Here is a 23,677-nt window from a genome sequence, read left to right as displayed (position 1 = left end):
AGTTGTGGTGGAATAGGGATTGATTGGCGGCTAATAAGCCAAAAACAGTCCCCATTTCACCATAACTGATGTGGGCGTCCCTAGCGAGTTGGCTGGTAGCGGGGGCAGTAGCTGATGGCGATGGCGTCGACGCCTACATGGGTGGCGATGGTGCAGCCGATGGGGCCGGTGCCGGCGTCTACGTAATCCTGGCCCGCGAGTGCCTCGTTGACAAGCTCCTGCTCCTCGGCGGCGCCGGTCGTGAGCACTCGCACGCTTGAGCCCGGGTGCTCGTCCAAAAACGCGAGGCAATCTGCCATGGTGTTGGCGACGATGCGCTTGGCGCCGCGACCCTTCTTGATGGCCTTGATCTCGCCCGACTGCCACTCCGGCGAAACGGTCAGGCGAATGTTGAGCATCTGCGTGAGCTGGCCGGCGAGCTTGGGCGCGCGGCCGTTCTTAACGAGGTTCTCGAGCGTGCGGGGAATCAGCAGCAGGTGGGCGTCGGGCAGCGTCGCGCGGATCTGCGCCTCGGTTTCGTCCAAGCTGCGACCGTCCTCGCGCATGGCCAGCGCGTACTCTACTAGCAGACCTTCGGCACCCGAGCCGGTGCGCGAGTCGATGCAGCGCACGTCGAGCTCGTGGGTCTCGGCGACCAGGCATGCGTTGGAATAGCAGGCGGACCATTCGCTGCACAGCGAGATAAAGATCGCGCTATCGTGGCCGTCAGCACGCACGCGGTCAAAGAGTGCCTTGAACTCGCCGGCGCTCGGCTGCGAGGTGTGCGGCAGTTGCTCGGAGCCGGCCATGCGCGCGACGTATTCCTCGGCGGTAATCTGTACCTGGTCGAGCAGGTCCTCGCCCTCGATAATCACATGCAGCGGAATCACGTAAATGCCGAGCTCTTGAGCGCGGGCGGGGGAGATGTCCGACGTGGAGTCGGTTATGATGGCAAAAGACATAATTGCACCTTTCGTTGGGGCGCTTGCGCGCCGCCTTCTGAGAGCAAAGTGCGACAAGTATAGTGGAGTTGCTCTACATTGCTAGGTTCAATTGTTGAATAGTCAACAGTTTGAAGTGACGGTGTGGAAATCATCAACTGGGGAAGAGGGATGCCGATGGCGGCATTGCAGCTATGCGAGCGGCCGGTTGTGCTGTTCGATTTTGACGGCACGGTGGCCGATACGGGCCGGGCGGTGATGACCTCGACGCGCAAGACGTTGGCCGCGCGCGGGTTTTCGGAGGCGCAGATGGGTGACCTGCGCCGCATGATCGGGCCGCCCCTGTGGAAGAGCTTTCACGACTTTTATGGCTTCTCCCGCGAGGAGTCGCTTGTGGTGGCCGACGAGTACCGCGCCTTTTTTGACGAGCTGGGACCGGAGGAGTATCCCGTGTTTGACGGGATCCCCGAGCTGCTGGATGGGTTGGTCGCCCAGGGCAAGCGCTTGGCCGTGGCGACGTCGCGCATGGAGGCAAAGTGCGTTGACATGGTGGGAGAGCTGGGACTTTCTCAGTTTGAGGCGGTGGTCGGCATGAATCCGCCGCAGGGGCGCGAGACCAAGGCCGATTCGGTCCGCGACGCGTTGGCGGCCTTGGGTGCGGCCGCGGGCGATGCCGTGATGATCGGCGATCGCTTTAACGACGTCGAGGGCGCGCACGCGATGAGCGTGCCGTGCATTGGTATCTATTCGGGCGCGGCGGCGCCGGGCGAGCACGAGGCGGCGGGTGCCGATGCAGTGGTGCACTCGGTGGCCGAGCTTGCTAAACTTTTCGCTATATAAGTATTTGATGTGAGGGGCGGGCACGCTCGCCGCTCATTGGTAAGGAGGTCGTCCATGAATCAGGTGGAGCAGAGCGTTGCCGAGTATGTCGACGAGGTCTGGGAGGATGTCGTCGCCGATATCGAGCAGCTGGTGAGCTATCCGTCCGTGGCCGTTGCTGCCGATGCGGAGCCCGGCGCGCCGTTTGGCCGCCCGGTCCGTGACGCGCTCGATTGCGCGCTCGGCATCGCGCAGAAGCTCGGCTATCAAACGAGCGACGACGATGGGTATGTGGGAATCGCCGATATCCCGGGTCGCGGCGACAAGCAGCTCGCGACCATCTGCCACGTGGACGTGGTGCCCGCCGGCCCCGGCTGGAACACCGACCCGTTTGCGATGGAGCGTCGCGAGGGCTGGCTGCTCGGCCGTGGCGTGATTGATGACAAGGGTCCGGCGGTGTTGTCGCTCTACGCCGGTGCCTACCTGCTCAAGCACGGCATTGTGCCGCGCTATACCTTCCGCGCGCTGCTGGGCTGCGATGAGGAAGTGGGCATGTCCGACGTTCACCATTATCTGGAGAACCACGCAGACCCTGACTTTCTGTTTACGCCCGATGCCGAGTTCCCGGTCTGCAATGCCGAGAAGGGCCAGTTTGGGGCGACGTTTGTGAGCCCCAAGATCGACGGCGGGCGCATTGTGTCCTGGAGCGGTGCCGAGGCGAGCAACGCCATTCCGTCGCAGTCCATCTGCGAGCTCGCGATTGCCGCCGATGAGCTGCCGGCGCCGGTCGAGAACGCCGACCGCTTGGAGATTACGGCGCTCGATAACGGGCACGCGCAGATTTTTGCCCATGGCATTGGCGGTCATGCCTCGATGCCCGAGGGAACGATTAACGCCGTCGGCCTGATCGTGGCGTATCTGCGCGAGGCCGAGGACGCGTTTGGTGCACGCGACGAACGCCTGCTGACGCCTGCCGAGCACGAGTTCGTCAAGTTCCTGGCCTTTGTGCATGCGGATGCCTATGGCCGCGGCCTGGGTATCGATGCGACGAGTCCGGCGTTTGGCCCGCTTACCTGCAACGCTGGCCTCATCCGCGTGGCGGATGGCCATATTGAGCAGGTCATCGACGTGCGCTTCCCCGACAGCACGAGTGCCGATACCATCCGCGAGCAGCTCGACCCGCTCGTGGGCCGTTTTGGCGTGACGTGCCGTGTGGGTCGTGCGAAGGTGCCGTTCTCGGTGTCTGCCGACGATCCGGCCGTGAAGGCGCTTATCGATACCTATAACGAGTTCACCGGCAAGCATGCCGAGCCCTTTGCCATGGGCGGCGGCACGTACGCGCGCAACTTTGCCCGCGCCGTCTCGTTTGGCCCCGAGGAGACCGGCCTGGAGCTGCCCGCATGGGGCGGCCAGATGCACGGCCCCAACGAGTGCGCCAACGAGGAACAGCTCAAGCAGGCGCTCAAGATCTATATTGTTGCGATCCTCCGTTTGAATGAATTAGAGCTTTAGGGTTACGCGGTTTTACCAAACCGCGTAACGGCTCGACGCTGCAAACGCCCCTAAGCGGCAATCTGACGTTCAATCGTCGGTCGCGTACCCAAAGTACGCTTCCCTCCTCTTTCACGTCACCTTGCTCGCTTAGGGGCGTTTTCGCTGACTTATGCTCAACCTGTGGGGTTTCCAAGGTAGTCCTTGGGGACGTTCTTAAATGACTAGTCAAACAAGAACGTCCATTACAGTCGAAATTGTCAGCCCGGGACCGTCTCGGGCTACGATTGAGGCGCGCCCAGAACGGGCCGCCGACCGGGCGCCCGCGCACGGCCGAACGTCCCTGCCCCCGAGAGGGCCTGTTGGGTGCTGCCGGCGCGGGACGCGCCGCCCCCGACGGCTGATAGGAAAGTGCCGGGCAGGCGCCGCGGCTGGTAATGTGAGTGCCGAGGGGGAGGCCATCCGGTCGAACGACTACCGGAAGGATACCACCGTGAAAGCGCCATCCACCAGACCCGCGGCCGTGCTCGGCCTGGACGTCGGCAAGTCGTCGCACTGGGCCTGCCTGATCGACCGCGACGGGGAGGTGCTGGCCAGCGCCCCCGTCCGCAACAGGGAGGCCGAGCTCGACGCGCTGTTCGCCTCCGCGCCCGCCGGCACGCTCGTCGTCGTCGACCAGTTCCGCAACATAGGGTCCCTCGCCGTGAGGCGGGCCCGCGCCGCGGGGCTCGGGGTCGCCCACCTGCCCGGGCTCGCCGCCAGCCGCGCCGCGGGCCTGTTCGCCGGCGAGGCCAAGACCGACGAGCGCGACGCCGCGGTGATCGCGCGGACCGCCCTGGGCGTGCCGGACTCCCTGTCGGGGGTCCCGGGCCGCGGCGAGGCCCTCGAGGCCGCCCGCGCCCTCTCGTCGCAGCGCGACCACGTCGTCGCCTGCGCGACCAGGGACAAGAACCGCCTGCGCGCGGTGCTGCTCGAGTCCTGCCCGGCCCTCGAGGCCGCGGTCGACCTGTCGGACCGGCGGTGGCTGGAGCTGCTCTGGATTGGCTACACTGATGTGGACAGTTCCGGGAGGGGCGCAGGAGACGGGAGGGCCGTATATGAGGGACCCCAGGCACCCGAGGCATTTCACCGACGAGTTCAAGAGGCAGATAGTCGACCTCTACAACGCCGGCAAGCCCAAGCGCGAGATCATGGACGAGTACGACCTCGGCAAGAGCACCGTGGAGAGGTGGATCAAGTCGATAAACGCGACCGGCTCGCCGCGCGCCGCGTGCAACCGCACGCCCGAGCAGAACCGGATCCTGGAGCTCGAGCGCGAGAACCGCAGGCTCCGGATGGAGGTCGACGTCTTAAAACAAGCGGCGCTGATATACGCTCGAAAGTGAGGGCCATAGCGGCCAACGAGGGCCGCTACCCCATATCAGCGCAGTGCAGGCTCCTCGGCGTCGCGAGGTCGACGTACTACTCCATGCGCTCGCGGGCCGACCGGCCCGCCGCGCCGGACCCCGCCGCGCCGGCCGTGGTCGCGGCCCACGCCGCCAGCAAGGGCCGGTACGGCTCGCGCAAGATAAAGGCGTCGCTCGAGAGGTCGGGCGTCACCGTCAGCCGGCGCCGGGTCTGCCGCATCATGAGGGAGAACGGCCTGGTCAGCGCATACGGCAGGAAGAGGTTCAAGGTGCACCCCGGGGCGGTCAACGAGGCCGACGTGCCCAACGTCGTCGCGCGCGGCTTCGGCGGCAGGGCGCCGCGCACCCATATATGCAGCGACCTGACCTACGTGCGCGTCGGGGCCTCGTGGAACTACGTCTGCCTGCTCGTCGACCTCTACAACAGGGAGATCGTCGGCCACTCCGCCGGGCCCAGGAAGGACGCCCGGCTGGTCAAGTCGGCGTTCGCGACGCTCTCCTTCCCCATCTCGGACATCGAGGTCTTCCACACGGACCGCGGCAGCGAGTTCGACAACGCCGAGATCGACCTGATGCTCGAGGCCTTCGGCATTGAGAGGTCGCTGTCGGCCAAGGGCTGCCCCTACGACAACGCCGTCGACGAGTCGACCAACAGGATACTGAAGGCCGAGCTCGTCCACCGCGAGACGTTCGGCACGACGCGCGAGCTCCGGGCCAAGCTCTCGGACTACGTGCACTGGTACAACAACTTCAGGATCCACTCGACGCTGGGCTACATGTCTCCGGTCGAGTTCAGGGAGGCGGGGCTGTCCCTCCCGGAATCGTCCAAATAGGTGTTGCCAATCCACTCGCCGGGTTCGGCGGGGCGTGGGGGATCGCCCGCTCCGGGGCCGAGGGCCCGCGGGCCGAGGCCGCCGGGGAGGCCGCGGCCGCCTCCACCGCGCCCCCGCCGGCGCTCGTCGAGGCCGAGAACAGGCAGGTCAGGTTCCTGGCCGCCCGGATATCGGAGGCCCTCGACGAGGCCGGGGCCCTCGAGGCCGAGACGGCGGCGCTGCTCGAGGGCGACGAGACCTACGCGTGTCTGCTCACCGTGCCCGGCATCGGCCCGAGGACCGCGGCGCAGCTCGCGGTGTCGGTCGACATCGGGAGGTTCCCGGACCACGACCACCTGGCCTCGTACTGCGGCATAGCCCCGAGGGTGAGGAGCTCCGGCACGTCGGTGAGGTCGGTCAGGGCGTCCAGGCGCGGCGACGCGAGGCTCAAGTCCCTGCTGATCTTCTCGTGCAACAGCCTGGTGAGGTCCTCGGGGCGCTACGGCGAGTACTACCGGGCCTGCAGGGCGCGGGGCATGGGGCACGGGCGGGCGCTCAAGGCCGTCGCGAGGAAGCGGCTCAGGGCGATATACGCCGTGATGCGCGACCGGGTGCCCTACCGGGAGTAGCCCCGACGGTTGACAAAACTATAGGAACACCCAACAACTACCTTCCTCTGGTGTAAAAGGTGCGCCATGTTCGGCGCTGGATTGTTATTCGTTTGTAAAGGCCGTGCTGCGCTTGCGGTAAGGGTCTATCAAATGCCCGTAAGAAACCGTAGTTGGCGCGGACGCTGCCCGGTCGGGGCCGTATCTTTCCAAACAGCAAAGCGGGCAGGGTGCCCGCGATTCGCATGTATGAAAGGAAGATCATGCTCGATCAGGCTTATTCTCGTCGTCAGTTCCTCGGCCTCGCTGGTGGTCTTGCCAGCATCGTCGGTCTCGGTCTCGTTGGGTGCGGCGGCTCCGGCGCATCCGATGCCGCCGACAAGGGCAGCGCCGCTGCCGCTGCCGAGTCTGTCTCCGGCGAGGTGACCTACGACGGCGCCTCTTCGTTCCAGGCTCTCGTCGAGGCCGCTGCCGAGAAGTTCATGGATGCCAACCCGGACGTCTCCGTCTCCGGCTCGGGCAACGGTTCGGGCAAGGGCCTGACCGCTGTCGCCGCCGGCACCGTCACCATCGGTAACTCCGACGTCTTCGCCGAGACCAAGCTCGAGGCCGACCAGGTCAAGAACCTCGTCGACCACGAGGTCGCCGTCGTGGGCATGGGCCCCGTCGTTTCCAAGAACGTGACGGTCGACGACCTGTCCCTCGAGCAGCTCAAGGGCATCTTCTCCGGCCAGATCACCAACTGGAAGGAGGTCGGCGGCGACGACGCCACCATCGTCGTGCTCAACCGCAAGGCCGGCTCCGGTACCCGCGCCACCTTCGAGGCCGCCGTCTTTGGCGACGAGACCGTCGACTTTAAGGGCGACGCCGAGCTCGACAAGTCCGGCGATGTCCAGACTCAGATGGGCAGCACCGACTACGCCATCTCCTACCTCGACTTCTCGCACTTCGATGACTCCAAGTTCAACGCCATCAAGGTCGAGGGCGTGGAGCCCAAGAGTGCAAACGTCACCGACGACTCCTTTAAGATCTGGGCTACCGAGCACATGTACTGCGCAAAGGACGCCGACGACGCCACCAAGGCCTTCCTGGAGTTCATGCTTTCCGACGACGTCCAGGGCAAGCTCGTCGAGGAGCAGGGCTTTATCCCCGTCTCTGCCATGAAGGTCGTCAAGGACGCCAGCGGCAAGGTCTCTGCTAAATAAGTAATCGCCCCGGAAAGGTTTGCAATGGCAAAACAGCTGCCAAAGCGCGACCTTGAGAACGTGGGCCTGGGCGTCACGGGCGCGTGCGTAGCGCTCGTGACGCTTGTCGTTGCCGCGCTCATCTTTATGGTCGCCCAAAAGGGCCTCTCGGCTTTTGTCAAGGACGGCGTCTCGGTCGTCGAGTTTTTCACCGGCACCAAGTGGGACCTGGCCAACACAGCCGAAAACGGCCTGCCCTATACCGGCGCCCTGCCCCTGATCGTCACCTCGTTTGCGGTCATGGTACTCTCCACGCTTATCGCGCTGCCCATCGCCATCGGCTCTGCCATCTTTGCGGTCGAGATTAGCCCTAAGTTTGGCTCTAAGATCTTTCAGCCGCTCATTGAGCTTTTGACCGGCATCCCCTCGGTCGTCTTTGGCCTGATCGGTTTTCACGTGGTCGTCGGTCTTATGAAGAGCGTTTTCCACGTGAGCACGGGCCTGGGCATCTTGCCCGGCGCCATCGTGCTGGCGGTCATGATTCTGCCGACGATGACCACGCTTTCGGTCGATGGCCTGCGCGCCGTGCCCGACGGCTACCGACAGGGCTCGCTCGCGCTGGGCTACACCCGCTGGCAGACCATCTGGCACGTGGTGCTCAAGTCCGCCATGCCGTCGCTCATGACCGCGGTTATCTTGGGCATGACCCGCGCCTTTGGCGAGACGCTCGCCGTGCGCATGGTCATCGGCGGCATCGAGGCCATGCCGACGTCGCTGCTGTCGCCGGCTTCGACCATCACCACCACGCTCACCACGTCCATGGCGGTCTACGCCGAGGGCTCGGCCCAGGACGACGTCCTGTGGGCACTCGGTCTGCTGCTGATGGGCATGAGCCTCATCTTCATCCTGATCATCCATCTCATTGGCCGCAAGGGGGCGAAGGCTCGTGGCTAGCACGCGCATCCACATCGACGAGGCGAGGCTCGGGCGTGTCCAAAAGCAGGATCGCATCGCCACGGGCGTGCTGACGGCGATCGTCGCCATCGTCATGCTCATCGTCATCTCCATGGTGGCCTATATCCTGTTCGAGGGCATCTCGACGCTGTTCCAGCCGGGCTTTCTCACAGAGCCGTCGCGCGCCAACGGAACGCAGGGCGGCGTGCTCTACCAGCTGTTCGACTCGTTCTACCTGCTGCTGATCACTCTGATCATCTCGGTGCCCATCAGCCTAGGCGGAGCGGTCTTCCTGGTTGAGTACGCGCCGAACGGCCCTATCCGCGACATCGCCTCTACCGCCATCGAGACGCTGTCCTCGCTGCCTTCCATCGTCGTCGGCATGTTCGGCTTTCTGGTGTTCTCGGTGCAGCTGGGCTGGAAGTACTCCATCATCTCCGGCGCCGTCGCGCTCACCATGTTCAACATCCCCATCCTGGTGCGCGTGATCCAGCAGGCGCTCGAGGACGTGCCGCAGGCCCAGCGCGATGCGTGCCTGGCCATGGGCCTCACTCGCTGGGAGGCCACGCTGCACATCCTGATCCCCGAGGCCATGCCCGCTATCGTGACGGGCATCGTGCTTTCGGCCGGCCGTGTGTTTGGCGAGGCCGCAGCACTGCTCTTTACCTCGGGCATGAGCTCGCCGGTTCGCCTGAACTTCTTGAGCTTTAACCTGTCGAGCCCCACCTGCGCCTGGAACGTGTTCCGCCCAGGCGAGTCGCTCGCCGTGCACATCTACAAGATCTATGGCGAAGGCAGCCCCGAGGCCCAGCAGATCGTCTGGGGCACCGCGGCGCTGCTGATGATTTGCGTGCTGCTGTTTAACGTAATCGCCCGCATTGTGGGCAAGCAACTGGCAAGGAAGATGACGGCCGAATGAGCGAGATAAATGCAACGCCCGCAACCGAAGCGGCCGCGTCCGACACCCAGGACTTTCTATCGAGTGTGGGGGAGAGCGAGAAGCGCGTGCGCGTGAGCGGCAAGGCCGTGAGCGACGAGGTCGTGCTCTCCACCAAGGACGTCAACGTGTACTATGGCGACCACCATGCCCTGCACGACACGTCGCTCGACTTTCACAAGGGCGAGATCACGGCGCTCATCGGGCCTTCGGGCTGCGGTAAGTCGACCTTCTTGCGTAGCCTCAACCTTATGAATCGCGAGATTCGCGGCTGCCGCGTGGAGGGCGAGATCAACTATCGCGGGCGCAACGTGAACACCAAGACCGAGAACACCTACGAGTTGCGTCGCTCCATTGGCATGGTGTTCCAGCAGCCCAACCCGTTTCGCAAGTCCATTCGCGACAACATCACGTTTGCGCCTAGGCGCCACGGCATCACCGACCGCGACGAACTCGACCGCATGGTCGAGGAGAGTCTGCGCGGCGCGGCGCTGTGGGACGAGGTCAAGGACAAGCTCGACAAGAGCGCCTATGCGCTTTCGGGTGGTCAGCAGCAGCGCCTGTGCATCGCGCGCACGCTGGCGCTCAACCCCGACGTGATTCTGTTCGACGAGCCCTGCTCGGCGCTCGATCCCATCTCGACGCTGGCGATCGAGGACCTCATGTCGTCGATTGTGGCCGAGCGCGCCATCGTCATCGTGACGCACAACATGGAGCAGGCATCGCGTGTGTCCAACCGCACGGCGTTCTTCTACATGGGCGATATGGTCGAATACGACGAGACTGACGAGATTTTCCAACGGCCCAAGGACAAGCGGCTGAATGATTACCTCACCGGCATGTTCTCCTAGTCCGGGACATGCTTGAGGCCCGCGGCGGCCACGGTTGCCGCGGGACTGATTGGAGAGGCGGGTCATCTCTTGTGGGAGATGGCCCGCCTTTTTGTGTCGTGCGCGCCCCGTCTTTTCGCTGCTATCATGGACAACGTTGAATTTCTACGAAGGAGCAGGGCATATGGCGATTCTTTTGGGATGCGATTCCGTCAGCCTAGAGTTTCCCACCAAGCATATTTTCGATAGCGTAACGCTCGGCGTGGGCGAGGGCGACCGCATTGGTATTGTCGGTAAAAACGGCGACGGCAAGTCGACGCTGCTGAGCGTGCTCGCCGGCACGCTGGAGCCCGATGACGGGCGCGTGACGCACCGCCGCGACACGACGATTGGATTGCTCGGCCAAAAGGATAACCTGGTCGATACCGACACCGTGCATCATGCCGTCGTCGGTGACACGCCCGAATACGAGTGGGCCTCGAGCCCGCGTACGCGCCAGATTCTGGCCGGCCTTATTAGCGATGTGCCCTGGGAGGGCACGGTGGGCGAGCTTTCGGGCGGCCAGCGCCGTCGCGTGGACCTCGCGCGCCTGCTGATCGGCGACTACGACGTGCTCATGCTCGACGAGCCCACCAACCACCTGGACATGCGCACCATCAACTGGCTCGCGCGTCACTTAAAGGCCCGCTGGCAGCGCGGCCAGGGCGCGATGCTCGTGGTCACGCACGACCGCTGGTTCTTGGACGAGGTCTGTACCAGTATGTGGGAGGTCCACGACGGCCAGGTCGATCCCTTCGAGGGCGGTTACTCCGCATATATCCTGCAGCGCGTGGAGCGCGACCGCATGGCCGCCGTCACCGAGGAGCGTCGTCGCAACATGGCGCGCAAGGAGCTCGCGTGGCTGAGCCGCGGTGCCCAGGCGCGCTCCACCAAGCCCAAGTTTCGCGTTGAGGCTGCTCGTGAGCTGATCGCCGACGTGCCTCCCGTGCGTGACGAGCTGGAGCTCAAGCGCCTAGCCGTGAGCCGCCTGGGCAAGCAGGTTATCGATGTGGTCGACGTGGACGCCGGCTATGCGGATACCGATGGCGCGCCCAAGCAGGTGCTCTCTGACGTGACCTGGCTCATTGGTGCGGGCGACCGCTATGGCCTGCTGGGCGAGAACGGTGCCGGCAAGTCGACGCTGCTCGGCGTGATCCAGGGCAAGATTGAACCCACGCGCGGCCGCGTGAAGATTGGCCAGACAGTGCGCTTTGGCGTGCTGTCGCAGCAGCTCGAGGAGCTCGAACCCTACATGGGCGACACGATCCGAGAGGTGCTCAGCAACTATAAGAAGTACTACGTCATCGACGGCAAGGAGACTTCGCCCGAGAAGCTCTGCGAGCGTCTGGGCTTTACGACGCAGCAGCTCTGGAGTCGCATCGGCGATCTTTCGGGCGGCCAGCGCCGTCGCCTGTCGCTGCTACTGACAATCCTGGACGAGCCCAACGTGCTCATCCTGGACGAGCCCGGCAACGACCTGGATACCGACATGCTGGCGATTGTCGAGGATCTGCTCGACGGCTGGCCCGGCACGCTGATCCTGGTGACGCACGACCGCTTTTTGATGGAGCGCGTGACCGACCAGCAGTGGGCGCTGCTCGACGGCCACCTGACGCATATGCCCGGTGGCGTGGACCAGTACCTGCGCCTGTGCAACGCCACCGCCGAGGGCGAGCCCGTGGGCGCGCCGAGCGCCAAGACCGGCACGTTTGACACCGGTGCCGCGGCAGCTGCGGCCGAAAAGCCCAAGTCGAGCGGTCAGCCCAACGGCCTGTCCAACGCCGAGCGCCAGAAGCTCCGCCGCGAGGTGAGTTCGCTCGAGCGCAAGATGGAGACGCAGCGCGCCCGCGTTGAGGAGGCCGAGGCAGCAATGGCCCAAGTCGATCCCACCAACTACACGGCGCTCGGCGAGCAGCAGGCAAAGATCGACGAGGCTCACGCCGCCATGGACGAGCTGGAGATGGCGTGGCTCGAGGCGAGCGAAAAGCTCGAGGGCGAGGAGTAGACGAGGATGATCAAAGCCGCGTTTTTCGATATCGACGGCACGCTGCTGAGCTTTAAGACCCACCGGATTCCGGCGTCGGCGCAGCAGGTGCTCGACAGCTTTCACGAGCAGGGGATCGCATGCGTGATCGCCACGGGTCGCCCGACCTACCAGATGCCGGACTGGCTGTTCGACCTGGGCTGGGATGCGTACATTACGCTCTCGGGTCAGCACTGTTTTGATGCCGAGGGGGTTTACCGCAGCTGTCCGATCGATCCGGACGACGTTGCGGTGATTGTGGACCAGGTGGCGCAGGGGCGCTATGACTCGCTGTGCATGCAGGGCGAGAACTCGTTTGTGAACCGCCTGTCCGAGCGCGTGGTGACGGCTGGCAGCAACGCGGGAATCGTCTACCACGAGGAGCCGTTTGAGCACGCCTTTGACGCACCGGTCTACCAGTTCTGCGCCTTTGTGGACCCGGCCGACGAACATATCGTGACCGACGCCGTGTCGCATTCGCTCACCACGCGCTGGTGCGACCTGTTCTGCGACATTATTCCCGCTAACGGCGGCAAGGACCTGGGCGTGGCGGCGACGCTCGAGCGGCTTGGTATCGACGCGAGCGAGGCGATTGCCTTTGGCGACGGCGAGAACGACCTGTCGATGTTTGCCGCCGTGGGCACGAGTGTGGCCATGGGCAACGCACAGGACACGGTGAAAGCTGCGGCGACCTATGTGACGACTGCCGTGGACGACGACGGCATCTACAACGCCGCGAAGCACTTTGGATTGATGTAACTGCGGGCCGGCACCTGGCACCTGGGGACACTCCTTGCGGGGCGTCCCCATTTTGTTTTCGTCCCGCTCGTTTTGTGAAACACGGCTAACTTTTAGGCAAAGTAGTAAGACATGGGCAACTTTTGCGGTAAAGTAAGCCGTGGAAAGTATCCAAAGGCTAACTAGCAATCATCGCGAAAGGCGGCCCATGGCCCTACGTGAATCCGGAGAAGACTATCTCGAATCGATCTACGTTCTGTCGGAACGCCAGGGCATCGTGCGCTCGATCGACGTTGCGGAGTACCTCGGCGTAACCAAGGCGAGCGTTTCCAAGGCCATGGCGACGCTGGAAAGCAACGGCTATGTCGAAATGGGCAAGCGCGACGTTCATCTGACGGAGCGTGGTCTGGAGGTCGCTCGCCAAATGTGGGAGCGTCACTGCTTTTTCGTGGGGCTGCTGGAGGATGCGGGTGTTTCGGCTGAGGTCGCGTCGCAAGAGGGCTGCCACATGGAGCACTGCCTGAGCGAGGAAAGCTTCGAGAAACTGAGGGCGATGCTGAACCGGGGCGAGGCGACGGGCCAAGCGGCGGAATCCTAACGAACCCCCAGTAGCGCGGAGTTCGCGCAAAGCGCGAACCAGCGACCGGGACCAGCGGTCCTTTCGGCCAAGTCCATTTCAGCAAAGGAACCCCGCCAGCAAGCGATGCCCAAGAACTGCCACCTACGTCACCGCAGGCCGGGGCCGGGTTTGGTTTTGAAAACACTCCACAGCGCGAGGCCCGCCTTTCCGTTGCTCCGCAGGAGCAGGAAAGACGGGCCTCATGCGCGAGGACGTTTTCAAAACCAAGCCCGGTCCCGGCCGGACAGCCCACGAACGCTACAGGTTCTTGACACCCATCGCGCGCATGGCATTCAGGATGGCGATAATCGCCACGCCTACGTCGCCGAACACGGCAAGCCACATGTTGGCGATGCCCAGTGCCGCAAGCACCAGAATCAGCAACTTAATGCCCAGCGCAAAGATGATGTTCTGCCAAACAATCGACATGGTCTTGCGCGCCACGCGGATCGCGCGGGAGATGTTGGACGGCTTGTCATCCATGAGCACGACGTCCGCCGCCTCAATTGCGGCGTCCGAGCCCATAGCGCCCATGGCGATGCCAACGTCTGCGCGGGTAAGCACGGGTGCGTCGTTGATACCGTCGCCGACAAAAGCGAGCTTGCCCTTGCCGCTTTCGGCCGCGAGCAACGCCTCAACACGCTCGACCTTATCGCCCGGCAGCAGCTGCGCGTGGAACTCGTCGAGACTGAGTTGCTTGGCCACAGACGCCGCAACCTCCTCGCGGTCGCCCGTGAGCATAACGGTGCGCTTGACGCCGGCGGCGTGCAGGTCGCGGATCGTCTGCTCGGCGTCGGCCTTAACGGTGTCTGCAATCACGATGTGGCCGGCGTAAACGCCGTCAACGAGCACGTGGAGGATCGTGCCGACAACCTCACAATTGGGAACGTCGATACCGGCCGCAGCAAGCATTTTGGCGTTGCCGACGACGACGTGCTTGCCGTCGATGGTCGCCGTCACGCCGTGGCCCGCGTCATTAGCGGAGTCGCTCACGCGCTTGGGGTCGAGCTCGCCCTGGTAGGCGGCGCGCACCGACTGCGCGATGGGATGGTCGGAGAATGACTCGGCGAGGGCTGCGACTTCAAGCAGCGATTGCTCGGTATAGCCTGCCTCGGGGTGTACCGCCACGACCGAAAACGTGCCGTTGGTGAGCGTGCCGGTCTTGTCAAAGACGACGGTGTCAACGTCGGCGAGCGTTTCGAGGTAGTTGGAGCCCTTGATGAGAACGCCCAGCTTGGAGGCGCCGCCGATGCCGCCAAAGAAACTGAGCGGCACGCTGATCACCAACGCGCACGGGCAGCTGACGACCAGGAAGGTCAGACCGCGCAGGATCCAGTCGGACCAGGCGCCGGTGACCAAGCCGCCGCCGAGCGCGAGTACCGCGGCAGCGCCGGTGACGGCGGGCGTGTAGATGCGGGCGAAGCGCGTGATGAAGTTCTCGGTGCGCGCCTTCTTTTCGCTGGCGTTTTCTACGAGCTCCAAGATGCGCGCGACGGTGGACTCGCCAAAGGACTTGGTGGTGCGCACGTGGATGAGGCCCGTCATGTTGATGCAACCGCTGATGATATCGTCGCCGGACTTGGCGGGGCGGGGGACTGACTCGCCCGTGAGCGCGGCGGTGTCGAGCTGGGTTTCGCCCTCGACGATGACGCCGTCGATAGGCACGCGCTCGCCGGGCTTGACCACGATCACGGTGCCCACGGCGATGTCATCGGGAAAGACCTGTTCGAGCGTGCCGTCGGGCTGCTCGACGTTAGCGTAGTCGGGCGCGATGTCCATCATGGCGCTGATCGACTTGCGGCTCTTGCCCACGGCGTATGCCTGGAACAGCTCGCCGACCTGGTAGAACAGCATGACGGCGGCGCCTTCGGCCATGTGCGGGTCGGTATCGGGGAAGAACACCATGGCAAACGCGCCGATGGTTGCGACTGCCATAAGGAAACTCTCGTCGAAGGCCTTGCCGCGGCGGATGTTACTGAATGCCTTTTGCAGTACGTCGTAGCCGGCAATCAAAAACGGCACGAGGAACAGTGCGAAGCTGGCGTAGATGTCGCCCGGGGTGCCGAATGCGGCAGTGAGGGTGCCGAGCTCATCGAGGGCGTACACCACGGCAAAAATGCCCAGCGCTACCAGGATGCGGTTGCGCTTATGCTCGAGTGACTCTTTTTTCTTGCGCTTCTTCTTTTTCTTCTTGGGGTCGGCGGTGGCCATGACTCGAATCCTCCCATTTGAATGTATGAACACTCACTCATATAATTTCGCGAGCAAAGGCCGCGGCAAGCGCGGCCTTGCGGGTTGGCGTAAACCTGGGCTAGAGAATGATCTCGCAGTCCGGCTCGGCGTCGGCGGTGAACTCCACAACGCGGTCGAGGACCTCGTCGAACTCGGCGTCATCGGCCTCGAGCGTCAACTTCTGGGTCATAAAGTTGACCGAAACGGACTTGACGCCATCAAGCTTGGCCAGCTCGTCCTGAAGCTCACGCGCGCAGTTGGCGCAGTCGATCTCGTCGAGTTTAAACTGCTTTTTCATGGTGGGTTCCTTTCTCTGTATTTGCGGCTTGGGTGCAGGCCGCGCTGGTACCGTGGTTGGTCGCTATTCGCAGATGTGGCTCATGCCCTGGTTGAGCATGGTGTAGACGTGGTCGTCGGCGAGCGAGTAGAGGATATTGCGCCCGTCGCGCCGGAATTTAACCAGGTGCGACTGCTTGAGTGTGCGCAGCTGGTGCGACACCGCGGACTGCGAGGTTTCGGTCGCTTCGGCGATGTCTGCCACGCAGAGCTCGCGGCCCATGAGGGCATAGAGGATCTTGATGCGCGTGGTGTCGCTGAAGACCTTGAACAGGTCGGCGAGGTCGTAGAGAAGCTCCTCGTCGGGAAGGTCCTCGGGCGAGCAGGTGGTGGGGATCGCGGGCTCGGTGGCCTCGGTGTCGGGTTTCATTTCATCAACGCGGATGCTCATTGCAATATCCTTTCATATGAACATGCGCTCATAAAACTTGCTTCCGATTATATGAGCGCATGTTCATATGTCAATACAATTTGCGTTAATTTCGATGACTGCTTGCCGCCTCTGCGATTTTCTGTGGGTTGGGAGACATCGACGCAATGCTCGCCAACATATTTCGAGATGTTCGGCTAGCATGCTAAGAAAGCCACCTTGAGAAGCATTAGAACTGTTCATATTTGTACTTTATCGTGTCAAATACCGCGAGAATCAGTTCTTCCTCTACGGGAGTTCCTGCAGAATCAGTTTTATCTAAAGTTATATTGAGCATTGCTGCAGCCAATCTGGCACATCGGTGGCCGAATAAGTCGAAAAATGTAGGTGGACATCCGCAGAGATCGCCTTTAGAAGAGCGAATTCTCAATTAGATCAATAATCGTGTCGTCTTCCGTGCGGTTTTCATCGATTTTTGCGAACATGTCGCATTCCCAAGCCCCATTGATTTCCTCAGCAAGGGCCCCGACGTGTTGCATGTCGTCGGGTTCGGGCACATCGTTGATGCTCGGGTCATCAGCTTGCGGATATTGGCTTGCAATTTCGCGCTTGGCGGCCTCTTCTTCTTTGAGTGTCTCCAGGACGCGGCGACCGTATTCGAAGTAGCGCCGCAAGACAAATTGACGAAGAGTTTCTTGCAGGATGGCGAAGTTATCCGGGAGTCGACCGGGCCATATCTTCTCGCGAATGCGAATCGCTTCCATGACCCGTTTAAAAGCGGACTGCTTGAAAAACGAATGACGATTAACTGTGATAACGGCATATCCCATGTTTCGCAGCGTGTTTCGGCGCTCCTCGTCAATTGATTGCTGCTCGGGTTCGTCGTGGTAAAAGCCGTTGTATTCGATATCGGTCATCGAATTTTCGAGCAGCGCGTCGAGGTAGAAAACCGTCCGTCGCGTTAGGGCGGCGTATCTTTTGGGGACTGGGATCGGATAATCCGTTTTGATAGCGCGTATGGCTAAGCCACCCATTGACTTGGGCATTGTCAGCATCATGACAAACGCCGTTTCGAGTGGGGAGCGACAGCCTTCGTGTACATAAGAAAGTGCCTTAAGTGCTTTATTAGATCCACGATACCCCGGTGCCTCTGAAAAGAAGGCTCTGAGCTCTTCAACGCTGGTTAGGGCTGGGCGCTCGCGATATTGAGTTTCGTCGGACGTTCCAAGCGCGTAGGAGCCGCAGATTTCAAAGTAATACTCAACGAGCTCCGAAAGGTTGAGGTCGGCTGTTGCTTCTAACGCGCACAGCTTGATATCGACGATGTAGACGTTCGGCTCGAGTTCTAGGTAGCTTTCTGCATCAAACGTATAGCGCGTGCAGTGGCAGGTGCAGCCCTTGCGGTGCCTTTTGGCATTATTGGAAAACGTCAGCACATGGATACGTTCAGAATCGACATTCTTTCTGTTGAGCCATGCTCGTGCCGCTTCCAGGTCGGACGTGGTCGGCGCAGACACCCTGATCTTTTCCATAGGTATGGGACCGGTCGCGTAGCTTGCGAGCGAGTTGGCTGTTTGGTATACAGCGCGTGCCGTGGTATGTGACAGAATGATTCCCATACGCGCATGATGGCATAGCGGACGCCGCATACGCCCGAAACTTCGGGCAACGGTATTGGGGCGCGGCTTATCTTCTGCGAACGGTGGGTTTTTGAGCTGTCGTATTGAGGGAGCAGCTTTGGCTGGGGAGGTTTCTGCCGGCTGCCCCTTTTTGATGAACTTTAGTTGCGGATTCGTAGCTTCTAAGCGTTTTTGCCGACCGCTCAGATGCCTCACCAACATAATTTGAGTTATTCGGCCTTATCCTATACAAATGGTGCGATCGCAACGTCCTATTCGAATTGATTCAGGTAGATTTATGGGGCTTGGTTGCGAAATTAAGGCGATTTTAGCTTCGATTGCGGTTCAAGGGGCCTTGACTGGTAGCGCACAGAGATGTGGTGTAAGAGGCGGGGCATGCCCCGCCTCCGCCCTTTCTTGAAAGGGAGGGGACACCGCCTAGAATTCGTCGTTGGAGTAATGAAGGTGACGAATGGAAGGAAAGGCGATGCCCCAAGAAGAGAGTGTACTGCGCCTCGGCCGCGACGAGGCCCTCGAGGCGGCGAGGCTTTGGCAGGAGTGCGGCGACGCGCGCGAGTTCGCGTGCAGGGTGCTGGGCGGCGTGATGAACGCGCTGATGGACTCCGAGGCCCAGCAGATGTGCGGCGCGAGCCGCAATGAGCGCAGCGACGGCAGGGAGAACAGTCGCAACGGCTACCGCCCCAGGTCGCTCAAGACCGCCGTGGGCGACGTGGAGCTCGAGATACCCAAGCTCAGGCACGGCACCTACTACCCCGAGGGCATGCTCGCGCGATGGTCGCGCGTCGACACCTCGGTGGCCGCCATCGTGCAGGAGATGTACGTGTGCGGCGTATCCACCCGCAAGGTCGAGCGCGTGGCGTCCAGGCTGGGCATATCCTCGCTGTCGAGCTCGGAGGTCTCGAGCCTCTGCTCCGACCTCGACGCCGAGGTGGCGGAGTTCCGCCGCCGCGACCTGTCGGGCACGCCGTGCTGCTACCTGTGGCTCGACGCCACCTACATGAGCTGCAGGGTCGGCTCGTCGGTCGTCTCGCAGGGCGTCGTGACCGCGATCGGGCTGGGCGCCGACGGGCGCAAGCACTTCCTGGGCTGCGACGTGGTCGACACCGAGAGCGAGGACTCCTGGGCGGCATTCCTCGGCGGGCTGCGCGAGCGCGGGCTGGCCGGCGTTCGCCTCGTGGTCTCCGACAGCCACGCCGGGCTCGTGGCCGCCGTCTCGCGCCTGTTCCAGGGCTGCGCCTGGCAGCGCTGCGTGACGCACCTGCAGCGCAACCTCCAGAGCGCCTGCTCGGGCAGGCCCGAGGACTCCAAGGCGGCCGTCAGGGACCTCGTGCATGCCGCGGTCTACCAGGACGACCCCGACCTCGCGCGCTGCGTGTGGGCCGAGGCGGCGCCCTGGGTGGCGTCGGTGTCCGCCAGGGCCGGCGAGGTCTTCGAGCAGGCCGAGGACTCCGCGCTGGCGTTCACGGCCTTCCCCAGGGCGCACTGGGCCAAGCTCCGCACCAACAACGTCCAGGAGCGCGCCAACCGCGAGATCAAGCGCCGCTACAGGGTCGTGCAGTCCTTCCCCTCGAGGGAGTCGATGCTGCGCCTGACGTGCGCGAGCCTCATGGAGACCGAGGGACAGTGGTCCCAGCAGCGCGTGTTCTCCGAGGCCTCGGCCGCCGAGGGCTTCGCCGAGCCCGCGGACAGGCCGGCCCCGACAGAGGGGAGGCGCCGCGCGCTCGGGCGGCGCGCCAGGGAGATAGTGGACGAGATAGTCGAGAGGCGCGGCCTCAAGAAGGAGTAACATCGGGACTTGCAGCGACGGACCTCAGGACGCTCTTACACCACGTCTGCGCGCGCCACCCCTTGACTAGTGGTTCAGCTGGCCGAACAACTCGAAAAATGTAGGTGGGCCAACCTGCCGACTATGTGAAGCACGCGTATTTGCTCGTTTTGATGAAAACTAGGGTGCAGCCATAAGGCTGCGCCCTAGTTTACTGCGTGTCGGTGTGCCCAGACGGATTGCGCTGTGCCTGGCAGGCGCTCCCGCAGATGGATCGGTTATTTCGCGAATAGGTTCTTGAGGTTGAACTCGGCCTGAACCGTGCGGAGCATGAGGTCGGTGTCGTCGAGGCCCAGATGCTGCTCGTTGGCGTCGGCGGCGAGGGTTCCACGGCGGCGCGCCCAGTTCTCGAGCGCGGCGGGCGCGGATTCGCGGGGGAGCGAGCGGACGTCGGCATCCAGGCTGCGGCAGATCTGGCGCGAGTCGATGACGATGATCTTGCCGGCGCGGCGTGCCTCGGCGTAACCGTCCAGGTGGATCTTGAACCAACTGTCCTCAAAGGCGGCGTTGTGCGCCATGTACGGGTACTTCTTCATAAGCTTGAGCAGCTGCTTCTGCAGTTCCTTGTTCTCGCGGAACGGCTTTTTGCCGTCGATGTCGTCCCAGGTGATGTGGTGGATATTCGACAACGGCACATCCTCGCCGCGGTAGATATCGGGCAGGCCGCAGTAGTGTGCCTCGGCGTCGTGCGGGACGGCGTCGCTGGTGAGCTCCATGATTTCCCAACCCACATTGATGATATAACCGCGCTCGGGTGCACGGCCGGTGGTCTCGATGTCGATACCGAGCACGGTGCCCTGGATGGGCTTGCGGGCGTAGGCCACGCCGAGCGCGTCGCGGTCGCCGCGGATCTCGCGCATGACCGACGCGGCGGTGCGCTTTTGCATCTTACCGATGGCGGCGCAGGTGTCGGCATCGGACAGGCCGCGCGAAAGCGTCGCGGGCGTCACGTTGCGCAGGCGCGCCTCGCCAATCTGGTCGCACAGGTCGCGGTTGCGGTCAGCCAGGTCGCGCACGGTGGCAAAGTCGAAGCTGGGGTCGCCCTCGGCGGTAAAGTACTCGGTTTCGAGCACCTTAAGGGCCTCCTCGCCCTTCTGGCGCTCGGACTCCATGGCGCCGTGATCGCCATAGATAAACATGGGGATAAACGGCTGACGCTCGTATTCGAGTGCTTGTGAAACGTTCATATAACTGCTCCTTGGACGGGCCGCACCGCGCGGCTCGGGTTCATTGAGATGTGGCGAGATGATAGTTTACCATGGGCAACTATTGGCATCGCGCCTAGGACAACTACAATACCCTAGTTGACCGCTAGGACTTTTACAATGCTGCCGAAAGACATGAAAGGTTCCATCCGTCATGGATTTGCTGATTGATATTCTGCTCGACGCCGGCAAGGACACGCTCTCGCTGGCGCCGTTTTTGTTGGTGACGTATCTTGCTCTCGAGACACTTGAGCACGTTGCGGGCGACCGCGTCAACGGCGCTATCAAGCGCGCCGGCGCTGCGGGTCCTGTGGCTGGCTCGCTGCTGGGCATTGTGCCGCAGTGCGGATTTTCGGCCATGGCAGCAACGCTGTACGCCGGCCGTGTCGTGACGCTGGGCACGCTGGTCGCCGTGTTCCTCTCGACCTCCGATGAGATGCTGCCGCTGTTGCTCGCCGAGCAGGTGCCCGTGCAGACCATGGCGATGCTTTTGGCTTCGAAGGCACTGATCGCGCTGATCACGGGCTTTATCGTGGACGCCGCCATTCGCGGCCTGCGTCGTAACGCTCGCGCGCATGCGGCGATTCGTCGTACCGTGTTGGGGACCACTGTCAATCCGGCGCACGTTAACTGCGCGCATGACGACCACAGCGGCGGTGACATCATCGACGAGGTGGCCGAGGCGGGCGTGAGCACCGATCACATCCATGAGCTGTGCGAGCGCGACCATTGCGGTTGCGATGAAGACGAGGACGAGCACGAACACGGACATGGCCACGATCACGGTCATGAGGGCGAACATGAACACCATGATGGTCACGGTCACTCTCATTCCCACGAAGGGACGCCTGTCCTGTCGATCATCCGCAGCGCGATCTCGCACACCGTGCAGGTCTCGGTATTCATTTTTCTGGTGACGCTGATTCTGGTCGCCGTACTCGAGACGTTCGGCGAGTCCGCAATCGAGCAGTTCCTGCGCGGTAACGAGACGCTTGCGGTCCTGGGCTCGGCACTCGTCGGCCTGATCCCCAACTGCTCGGCTAGCGTCGTTATCACGCAGCTGTACCTGGAGGGCGCGCTACAGCTGGCGCCGATGCTCGCCGGCACGCTCATTTCCGCCGGTGTGGGCTACCTGGTGCTGTTCCGCACCAACCGCAGCGCCCGCGAAAACGTCCTGTTCCTGATCATGATGTACGTCATCGGTGCCGGCTGGGGCCTCATCCTATCCGCCTTCGGCCTCTAAGTGGGCCTAACAAAACGGGTTTCAAAATAGCCATGCTCGGCGCCTGCACAATGCGGCGACGCATGGCATTTTGAAACCCGTTTTTTGTTGAGCCATGGATTTTGAGCGCTCACACCGCCCAAAGCAAAAAGCAGATTTCCGGACATGTCCCAAAAATCTACCTTGGTTAGCGCAGCAGCTCGGTGAGGTTGCGTTTAAAGCGAGCGCGATCTTCGCTGGTGAAGGCTGCCGGCCCGCGGGTGCGACCGCCAGCGCGACGCACCTTCTTTTCCTCGTGGCGAATAAACAACTGCATGTCGATGGTCGCTTTGTCGTAGACGCGCCCGCGCACACCGATGGCGGCGGCATCGCGCCCGAGCACCATGCTCGCCAAGCCAATGTCCTGCGTCACGACCACGTCGCCCGCCTGCAGGCGTTCGACAATGGCAAAGTCGGCGCTGTCGGCGCCCACACTCACGTCGAGCGTCGTGACCCAAAAGCCGCGTCGCGCGTGCTCGGCATCGCGCGGGTCGTCGCGGCGAATGTGCCGTTCCAGGTTTTGCGTGCTGTTGCCGGCGATAACAACGGCGACGCCCGCCCGCCGCGCGCAGTCAATCGACTCGCGCGTGACCGGGCAGGCGTCGGCATCAATAAAGAGCGTTCGCGGCATCTAGTGCACCAGTTTGCCAAATTGAATAGCGCGAACAATCAGCGTAACGCCAAACACCAGCAGCGCGGCGCCGCTAAAGATGACGAGCATCTTGGCCGACCATAGCGGATAGATAAACACGAACATGCCGGCGATGATGGAGAGTGCACCGCTCAGGATAGCGAGGGCGCGGTTGGACGAAAGCTCGGACTCCAGAATGGACATGACACCTTCGACAATCCAGCCAAAGCCGGCCACGATAACCACCATCGTGGTGAGCGTCGCGGTCGAGAAGGCCTGGTTGCGCAGGATTATGACGCCGCCCAAGATAATGAGTAGGTTGGAGATGATGCTCGTCACGCGCCAGCCGGTGGGCAGCAGCGGCTCAAAAATGGCAGTGAACAGCCTGATGGCAGCAGTGATTACAAAGTAAAAACCCAGGACAGTCATCAAAAAGACGAGGGACTTGGCGGGTGCAAAAAGCAGCGCGATACCAGCAATGAGCGCTAAGACGCCCGTGATGGCGTAGATCCAGCGTACGGCCTTGACGGCTTTGCCCGCCATGCTTTTCTCGTCAAATCCAAACTGGCTCGATTTTTGGTCATCGTTCTTAAAGATGCCCATAATGTCTCCTTTCCGTGCGGCGTAAGCCTTGATCGTTACGACCAGTATCGCCTAAAGGCGCTGACGTATGGGTCGGGGAGGGTGAAACGTAACCCAAAGGCCCCGAATTGTTTCCGTTGTTCCCCACGTCGCGATTTTCTATTCAACAGGTGTAGAACATTGCAGCCCTGTTCGTTATTGCCTACGTTTTAGGT

Annotated in this window: 21 protein-coding genes and 1 pseudogene; 14 read left to right on the top strand and 8 right to left on the bottom strand. The window is 62.5% G+C overall.

Annotated elements, in window-relative coordinates:
* Positions 1 to 80: 80 nt before the first annotated feature.
* Positions 81 to 941: a DegV family protein gene (locus GXM19_RS04395; protein WP_006235421.1), complete on the bottom strand. Its 861-nt coding sequence runs from the start codon at positions 939 to 941 to the stop codon at positions 81 to 83.
* A gap of 156 nt (positions 942 to 1,097) precedes the next feature.
* Here GXM19_RS04395 and GXM19_RS04390 point away from each other — a divergent pair, with 156 nt between their 5' ends.
* The 12 genes and pseudogenes from GXM19_RS04390 to GXM19_RS04335 all read left to right on the top strand — a co-directional run bounded on the left by GXM19_RS04390 (position 1,098) and on the right by GXM19_RS04335 (position 13,359).
* Positions 1,098 to 1,760: an HAD hydrolase-like protein gene (locus GXM19_RS04390; RefSeq protein ID WP_239057657.1), complete on the top strand. Its 663-nt coding sequence runs from the start codon at positions 1,098 to 1,100 to the stop codon at positions 1,758 to 1,760.
* Positions 1,761 to 1,814: 54 nt separating this feature from the next.
* The gene (locus tag GXM19_RS04385) at positions 1,815 to 3,251 is read left to right on the top strand and encodes a M20 family metallopeptidase (protein ID WP_006235423.1); all 1,437 of its coding nucleotides are present in this window, start codon (positions 1,815 to 1,817) and stop codon (positions 3,249 to 3,251) included.
* A 199-nt stretch (positions 3,252 to 3,450) separates the two neighbouring features.
* A pseudogene (locus GXM19_RS11080) lies at positions 3,451 to 4,155 on the top strand (IS110 family transposase); the annotation flags it as partial.
* A 172-nt stretch (positions 4,156 to 4,327) separates the two neighbouring features.
* Positions 4,328 to 5,469 (top strand): IS3 family transposase gene (locus tag GXM19_RS04375; protein WP_370448105.1). Its coding sequence is split into 2 segments (ribosomal slippage): positions 4,328 to 4,586 and positions 4,586 to 5,469, totalling 1,143 coding nucleotides; the frame shifts between segments, so codons are not numbered across the junction.
* Positions 5,373 to 6,077: a transposase gene (locus tag GXM19_RS11245; protein WP_082222940.1), complete on the top strand. Its 705-nt coding sequence runs from the start codon at positions 5,373 to 5,375 to the stop codon at positions 6,075 to 6,077. The genes GXM19_RS04375 and GXM19_RS11245 overlap by 97 nt, the downstream gene beginning before the upstream one ends.
* 242 nt (positions 6,078 to 6,319) lie before the next feature.
* Positions 6,320 to 7,261 carry a phosphate ABC transporter substrate-binding protein gene (locus GXM19_RS04365; protein ID WP_040359365.1) on the top strand — a complete coding sequence of 314 codons (942 nt, stop codon included), beginning with the start codon at positions 6,320 to 6,322 and terminating at the stop codon, positions 7,259 to 7,261.
* 24 nt (positions 7,262 to 7,285) lie between these two features.
* Complete coding sequence (gene pstC / locus GXM19_RS04360) at positions 7,286 to 8,194, top strand: phosphate ABC transporter permease subunit PstC (protein WP_006235426.1); 909 nt, start codon at positions 7,286 to 7,288, stop codon at positions 8,192 to 8,194.
* On the top strand, positions 8,187 to 9,113 hold the full coding sequence (gene pstA / locus GXM19_RS04355) for a phosphate ABC transporter permease PstA (protein WP_239057656.1): 927 nt from the start codon (positions 8,187 to 8,189) through the stop codon (positions 9,111 to 9,113). Before pstC ends, pstA begins: the two co-directional genes overlap by 8 nt.
* Positions 9,110 to 9,982, top strand: coding sequence for a phosphate ABC transporter ATP-binding protein PstB (gene pstB, locus GXM19_RS04350; protein WP_006235428.1), 873 nt, complete (start codon positions 9,110 to 9,112; stop codon positions 9,980 to 9,982). The genes pstA and pstB overlap by 4 nt, the downstream gene beginning before the upstream one ends.
* 163 nt (positions 9,983 to 10,145) lie before the next feature.
* Complete coding sequence (locus tag GXM19_RS04345; RefSeq protein WP_006235429.1) at positions 10,146 to 12,005, top strand: ABC-F family ATP-binding cassette domain-containing protein; 1,860 nt, start codon at positions 10,146 to 10,148, stop codon at positions 12,003 to 12,005.
* Positions 12,006 to 12,011: 6 nt separating this feature from the next.
* Positions 12,012 to 12,782, top strand: coding sequence for a Cof-type HAD-IIB family hydrolase (locus tag GXM19_RS04340; RefSeq protein WP_006235430.1), 771 nt, complete (start codon positions 12,012 to 12,014; stop codon positions 12,780 to 12,782).
* Positions 12,783 to 12,969: 187 nt separating this feature from the next.
* Positions 12,970 to 13,359, top strand: a complete 390-nt coding sequence (locus tag GXM19_RS04335; RefSeq protein ID WP_006235431.1) for a metal-dependent transcriptional regulator — start codon at positions 12,970 to 12,972, stop codon at positions 13,357 to 13,359.
* Positions 13,360 to 13,638: 279 nt separating this feature from the next.
* Here the strand turns inward: GXM19_RS04335 and GXM19_RS04330 are convergent, their stop codons facing one another.
* From GXM19_RS04330 to GXM19_RS04315, 4 genes are all read right to left on the bottom strand, one after another.
* Positions 13,639 to 15,591: a heavy metal translocating P-type ATPase gene (locus GXM19_RS04330; RefSeq protein WP_006235432.1), complete on the bottom strand. Its 1,953-nt coding sequence runs from the start codon at positions 15,589 to 15,591 to the stop codon at positions 13,639 to 13,641.
* Between the two features lie 100 nt (positions 15,592 to 15,691).
* Complete coding sequence (locus GXM19_RS04325; protein WP_006235433.1) at positions 15,692 to 15,910, bottom strand: cation transporter; 219 nt, start codon at positions 15,908 to 15,910, stop codon at positions 15,692 to 15,694.
* Between the two features lie 63 nt (positions 15,911 to 15,973).
* Positions 15,974 to 16,318 (bottom strand): ArsR/SmtB family transcription factor, encoded by a 345-nt coding sequence (locus tag GXM19_RS04320; protein ID WP_050766151.1) that lies wholly within the window; start codon positions 16,316 to 16,318, stop codon positions 15,974 to 15,976.
* 410 nt (positions 16,319 to 16,728) lie between these two features.
* The gene (locus GXM19_RS04315; RefSeq protein WP_006235435.1) at positions 16,729 to 17,850 is read right to left on the bottom strand and encodes a hypothetical protein; all 1,122 of its coding nucleotides are present in this window, start codon (positions 17,848 to 17,850) and stop codon (positions 16,729 to 16,731) included.
* A gap of 559 nt (positions 17,851 to 18,409) precedes the next feature.
* On the opposite strand from GXM19_RS04315, the gene GXM19_RS04310 reads away from it, so the two are divergent.
* Positions 18,410 to 19,744, top strand: a complete 1,335-nt coding sequence (locus GXM19_RS04310; RefSeq protein WP_006235436.1) for an IS256 family transposase — start codon at positions 18,410 to 18,412, stop codon at positions 19,742 to 19,744.
* A gap of 257 nt (positions 19,745 to 20,001) precedes the next feature.
* On the opposite strand, the gene GXM19_RS04305 is transcribed toward GXM19_RS04310, so the two are convergent.
* The gene (locus GXM19_RS04305) at positions 20,002 to 20,970 is read right to left on the bottom strand and encodes a 3'-5' exonuclease (RefSeq protein WP_006235437.1); all 969 of its coding nucleotides are present in this window, start codon (positions 20,968 to 20,970) and stop codon (positions 20,002 to 20,004) included.
* Positions 20,971 to 21,142: 172 nt separating this feature from the next.
* On the opposite strand from GXM19_RS04305, the gene GXM19_RS04300 reads away from it, so the two are divergent.
* A complete protein-coding gene (locus tag GXM19_RS04300; protein WP_006235438.1) occupies positions 21,143 to 22,231 on the top strand; it encodes a putative manganese transporter in 1,089 nt (362 codons plus the stop codon).
* Between the two features lie 166 nt (positions 22,232 to 22,397).
* Here the strand turns inward: GXM19_RS04300 and GXM19_RS04295 are convergent, their stop codons facing one another.
* The gene (locus GXM19_RS04295; RefSeq protein WP_006235439.1) at positions 22,398 to 22,880 is read right to left on the bottom strand and encodes a YaiI/YqxD family protein; all 483 of its coding nucleotides are present in this window, start codon (positions 22,878 to 22,880) and stop codon (positions 22,398 to 22,400) included.
* On the bottom strand, positions 22,881 to 23,483 hold the full coding sequence (locus tag GXM19_RS04290) for an HdeD family acid-resistance protein (protein WP_006235440.1): 603 nt from the start codon (positions 23,481 to 23,483) through the stop codon (positions 22,881 to 22,883). It abuts the gene before it with no gap.
* Positions 23,484 to 23,677 lie beyond the last annotated feature (194 nt).

This window comes from Collinsella aerofaciens ATCC 25986 (genome assembly GCF_010509075.1).
GTDB classification, from domain to species: Bacteria; Actinomycetota; Coriobacteriia; order Coriobacteriales; family Coriobacteriaceae; genus Collinsella; species Collinsella aerofaciens.
This window is presented reverse-complemented; position numbering and strand designations above follow the sequence as displayed.

Coding starts and splice junctions, on each gene's coding strand:
- GXM19_RS04395 (WP_006235421.1), bottom strand. CDS start 941: ATGTCTTTTGCCATCATAACCGACTCCACGTCGGACATCTCCCCCGCC.
- GXM19_RS04390 (WP_239057657.1), top strand. CDS start 1,098: ATGGCGGCATTGCAGCTATGCGAGCGGCCGGTTGTGCTGTTCGATTTT.
- GXM19_RS04385 (WP_006235423.1), top strand. CDS start 1,815: ATGAATCAGGTGGAGCAGAGCGTTGCCGAGTATGTCGACGAGGTCTGG.
- GXM19_RS04365 (WP_040359365.1), top strand. CDS start 6,320: ATGCTCGATCAGGCTTATTCTCGTCGTCAGTTCCTCGGCCTCGCTGGT.
- pstC (WP_006235426.1), top strand. CDS start 7,286: ATGGCAAAACAGCTGCCAAAGCGCGACCTTGAGAACGTGGGCCTGGGC.
- pstB (WP_006235428.1), top strand. CDS start 9,110: ATGAGCGAGATAAATGCAACGCCCGCAACCGAAGCGGCCGCGTCCGAC.
- GXM19_RS04345 (WP_006235429.1), top strand. CDS start 10,146: ATGGCGATTCTTTTGGGATGCGATTCCGTCAGCCTAGAGTTTCCCACC.
- GXM19_RS04340 (WP_006235430.1), top strand. CDS start 12,012: ATGATCAAAGCCGCGTTTTTCGATATCGACGGCACGCTGCTGAGCTTT.
- GXM19_RS04335 (WP_006235431.1), top strand. CDS start 12,970: ATGGCCCTACGTGAATCCGGAGAAGACTATCTCGAATCGATCTACGTT.
- GXM19_RS04330 (WP_006235432.1), bottom strand. CDS start 15,591: ATGGCCACCGCCGACCCCAAGAAGAAAAAGAAGAAGCGCAAGAAAAAA.
- GXM19_RS04325 (WP_006235433.1), bottom strand. CDS start 15,910: ATGAAAAAGCAGTTTAAACTCGACGAGATCGACTGCGCCAACTGCGCG.
- GXM19_RS04320 (WP_050766151.1), bottom strand. CDS start 16,318: ATGAAACCCGACACCGAGGCCACCGAGCCCGCGATCCCCACCACCTGC.
- GXM19_RS04315 (WP_006235435.1), bottom strand. CDS start 17,850: ATGGAAAAGATCAGGGTGTCTGCGCCGACCACGTCCGACCTGGAAGCG.
- GXM19_RS04310 (WP_006235436.1), top strand. CDS start 18,410: ATGGAAGGAAAGGCGATGCCCCAAGAAGAGAGTGTACTGCGCCTCGGC.
- GXM19_RS04305 (WP_006235437.1), bottom strand. CDS start 20,970: ATGAACGTTTCACAAGCACTCGAATACGAGCGTCAGCCGTTTATCCCC.
- GXM19_RS04300 (WP_006235438.1), top strand. CDS start 21,143: ATGGATTTGCTGATTGATATTCTGCTCGACGCCGGCAAGGACACGCTC.
- GXM19_RS04295 (WP_006235439.1), bottom strand. CDS start 22,880: ATGCCGCGAACGCTCTTTATTGATGCCGACGCCTGCCCGGTCACGCGC.
- GXM19_RS04290 (WP_006235440.1), bottom strand. CDS start 23,483: ATGGGCATCTTTAAGAACGATGACCAAAAATCGAGCCAGTTTGGATTT.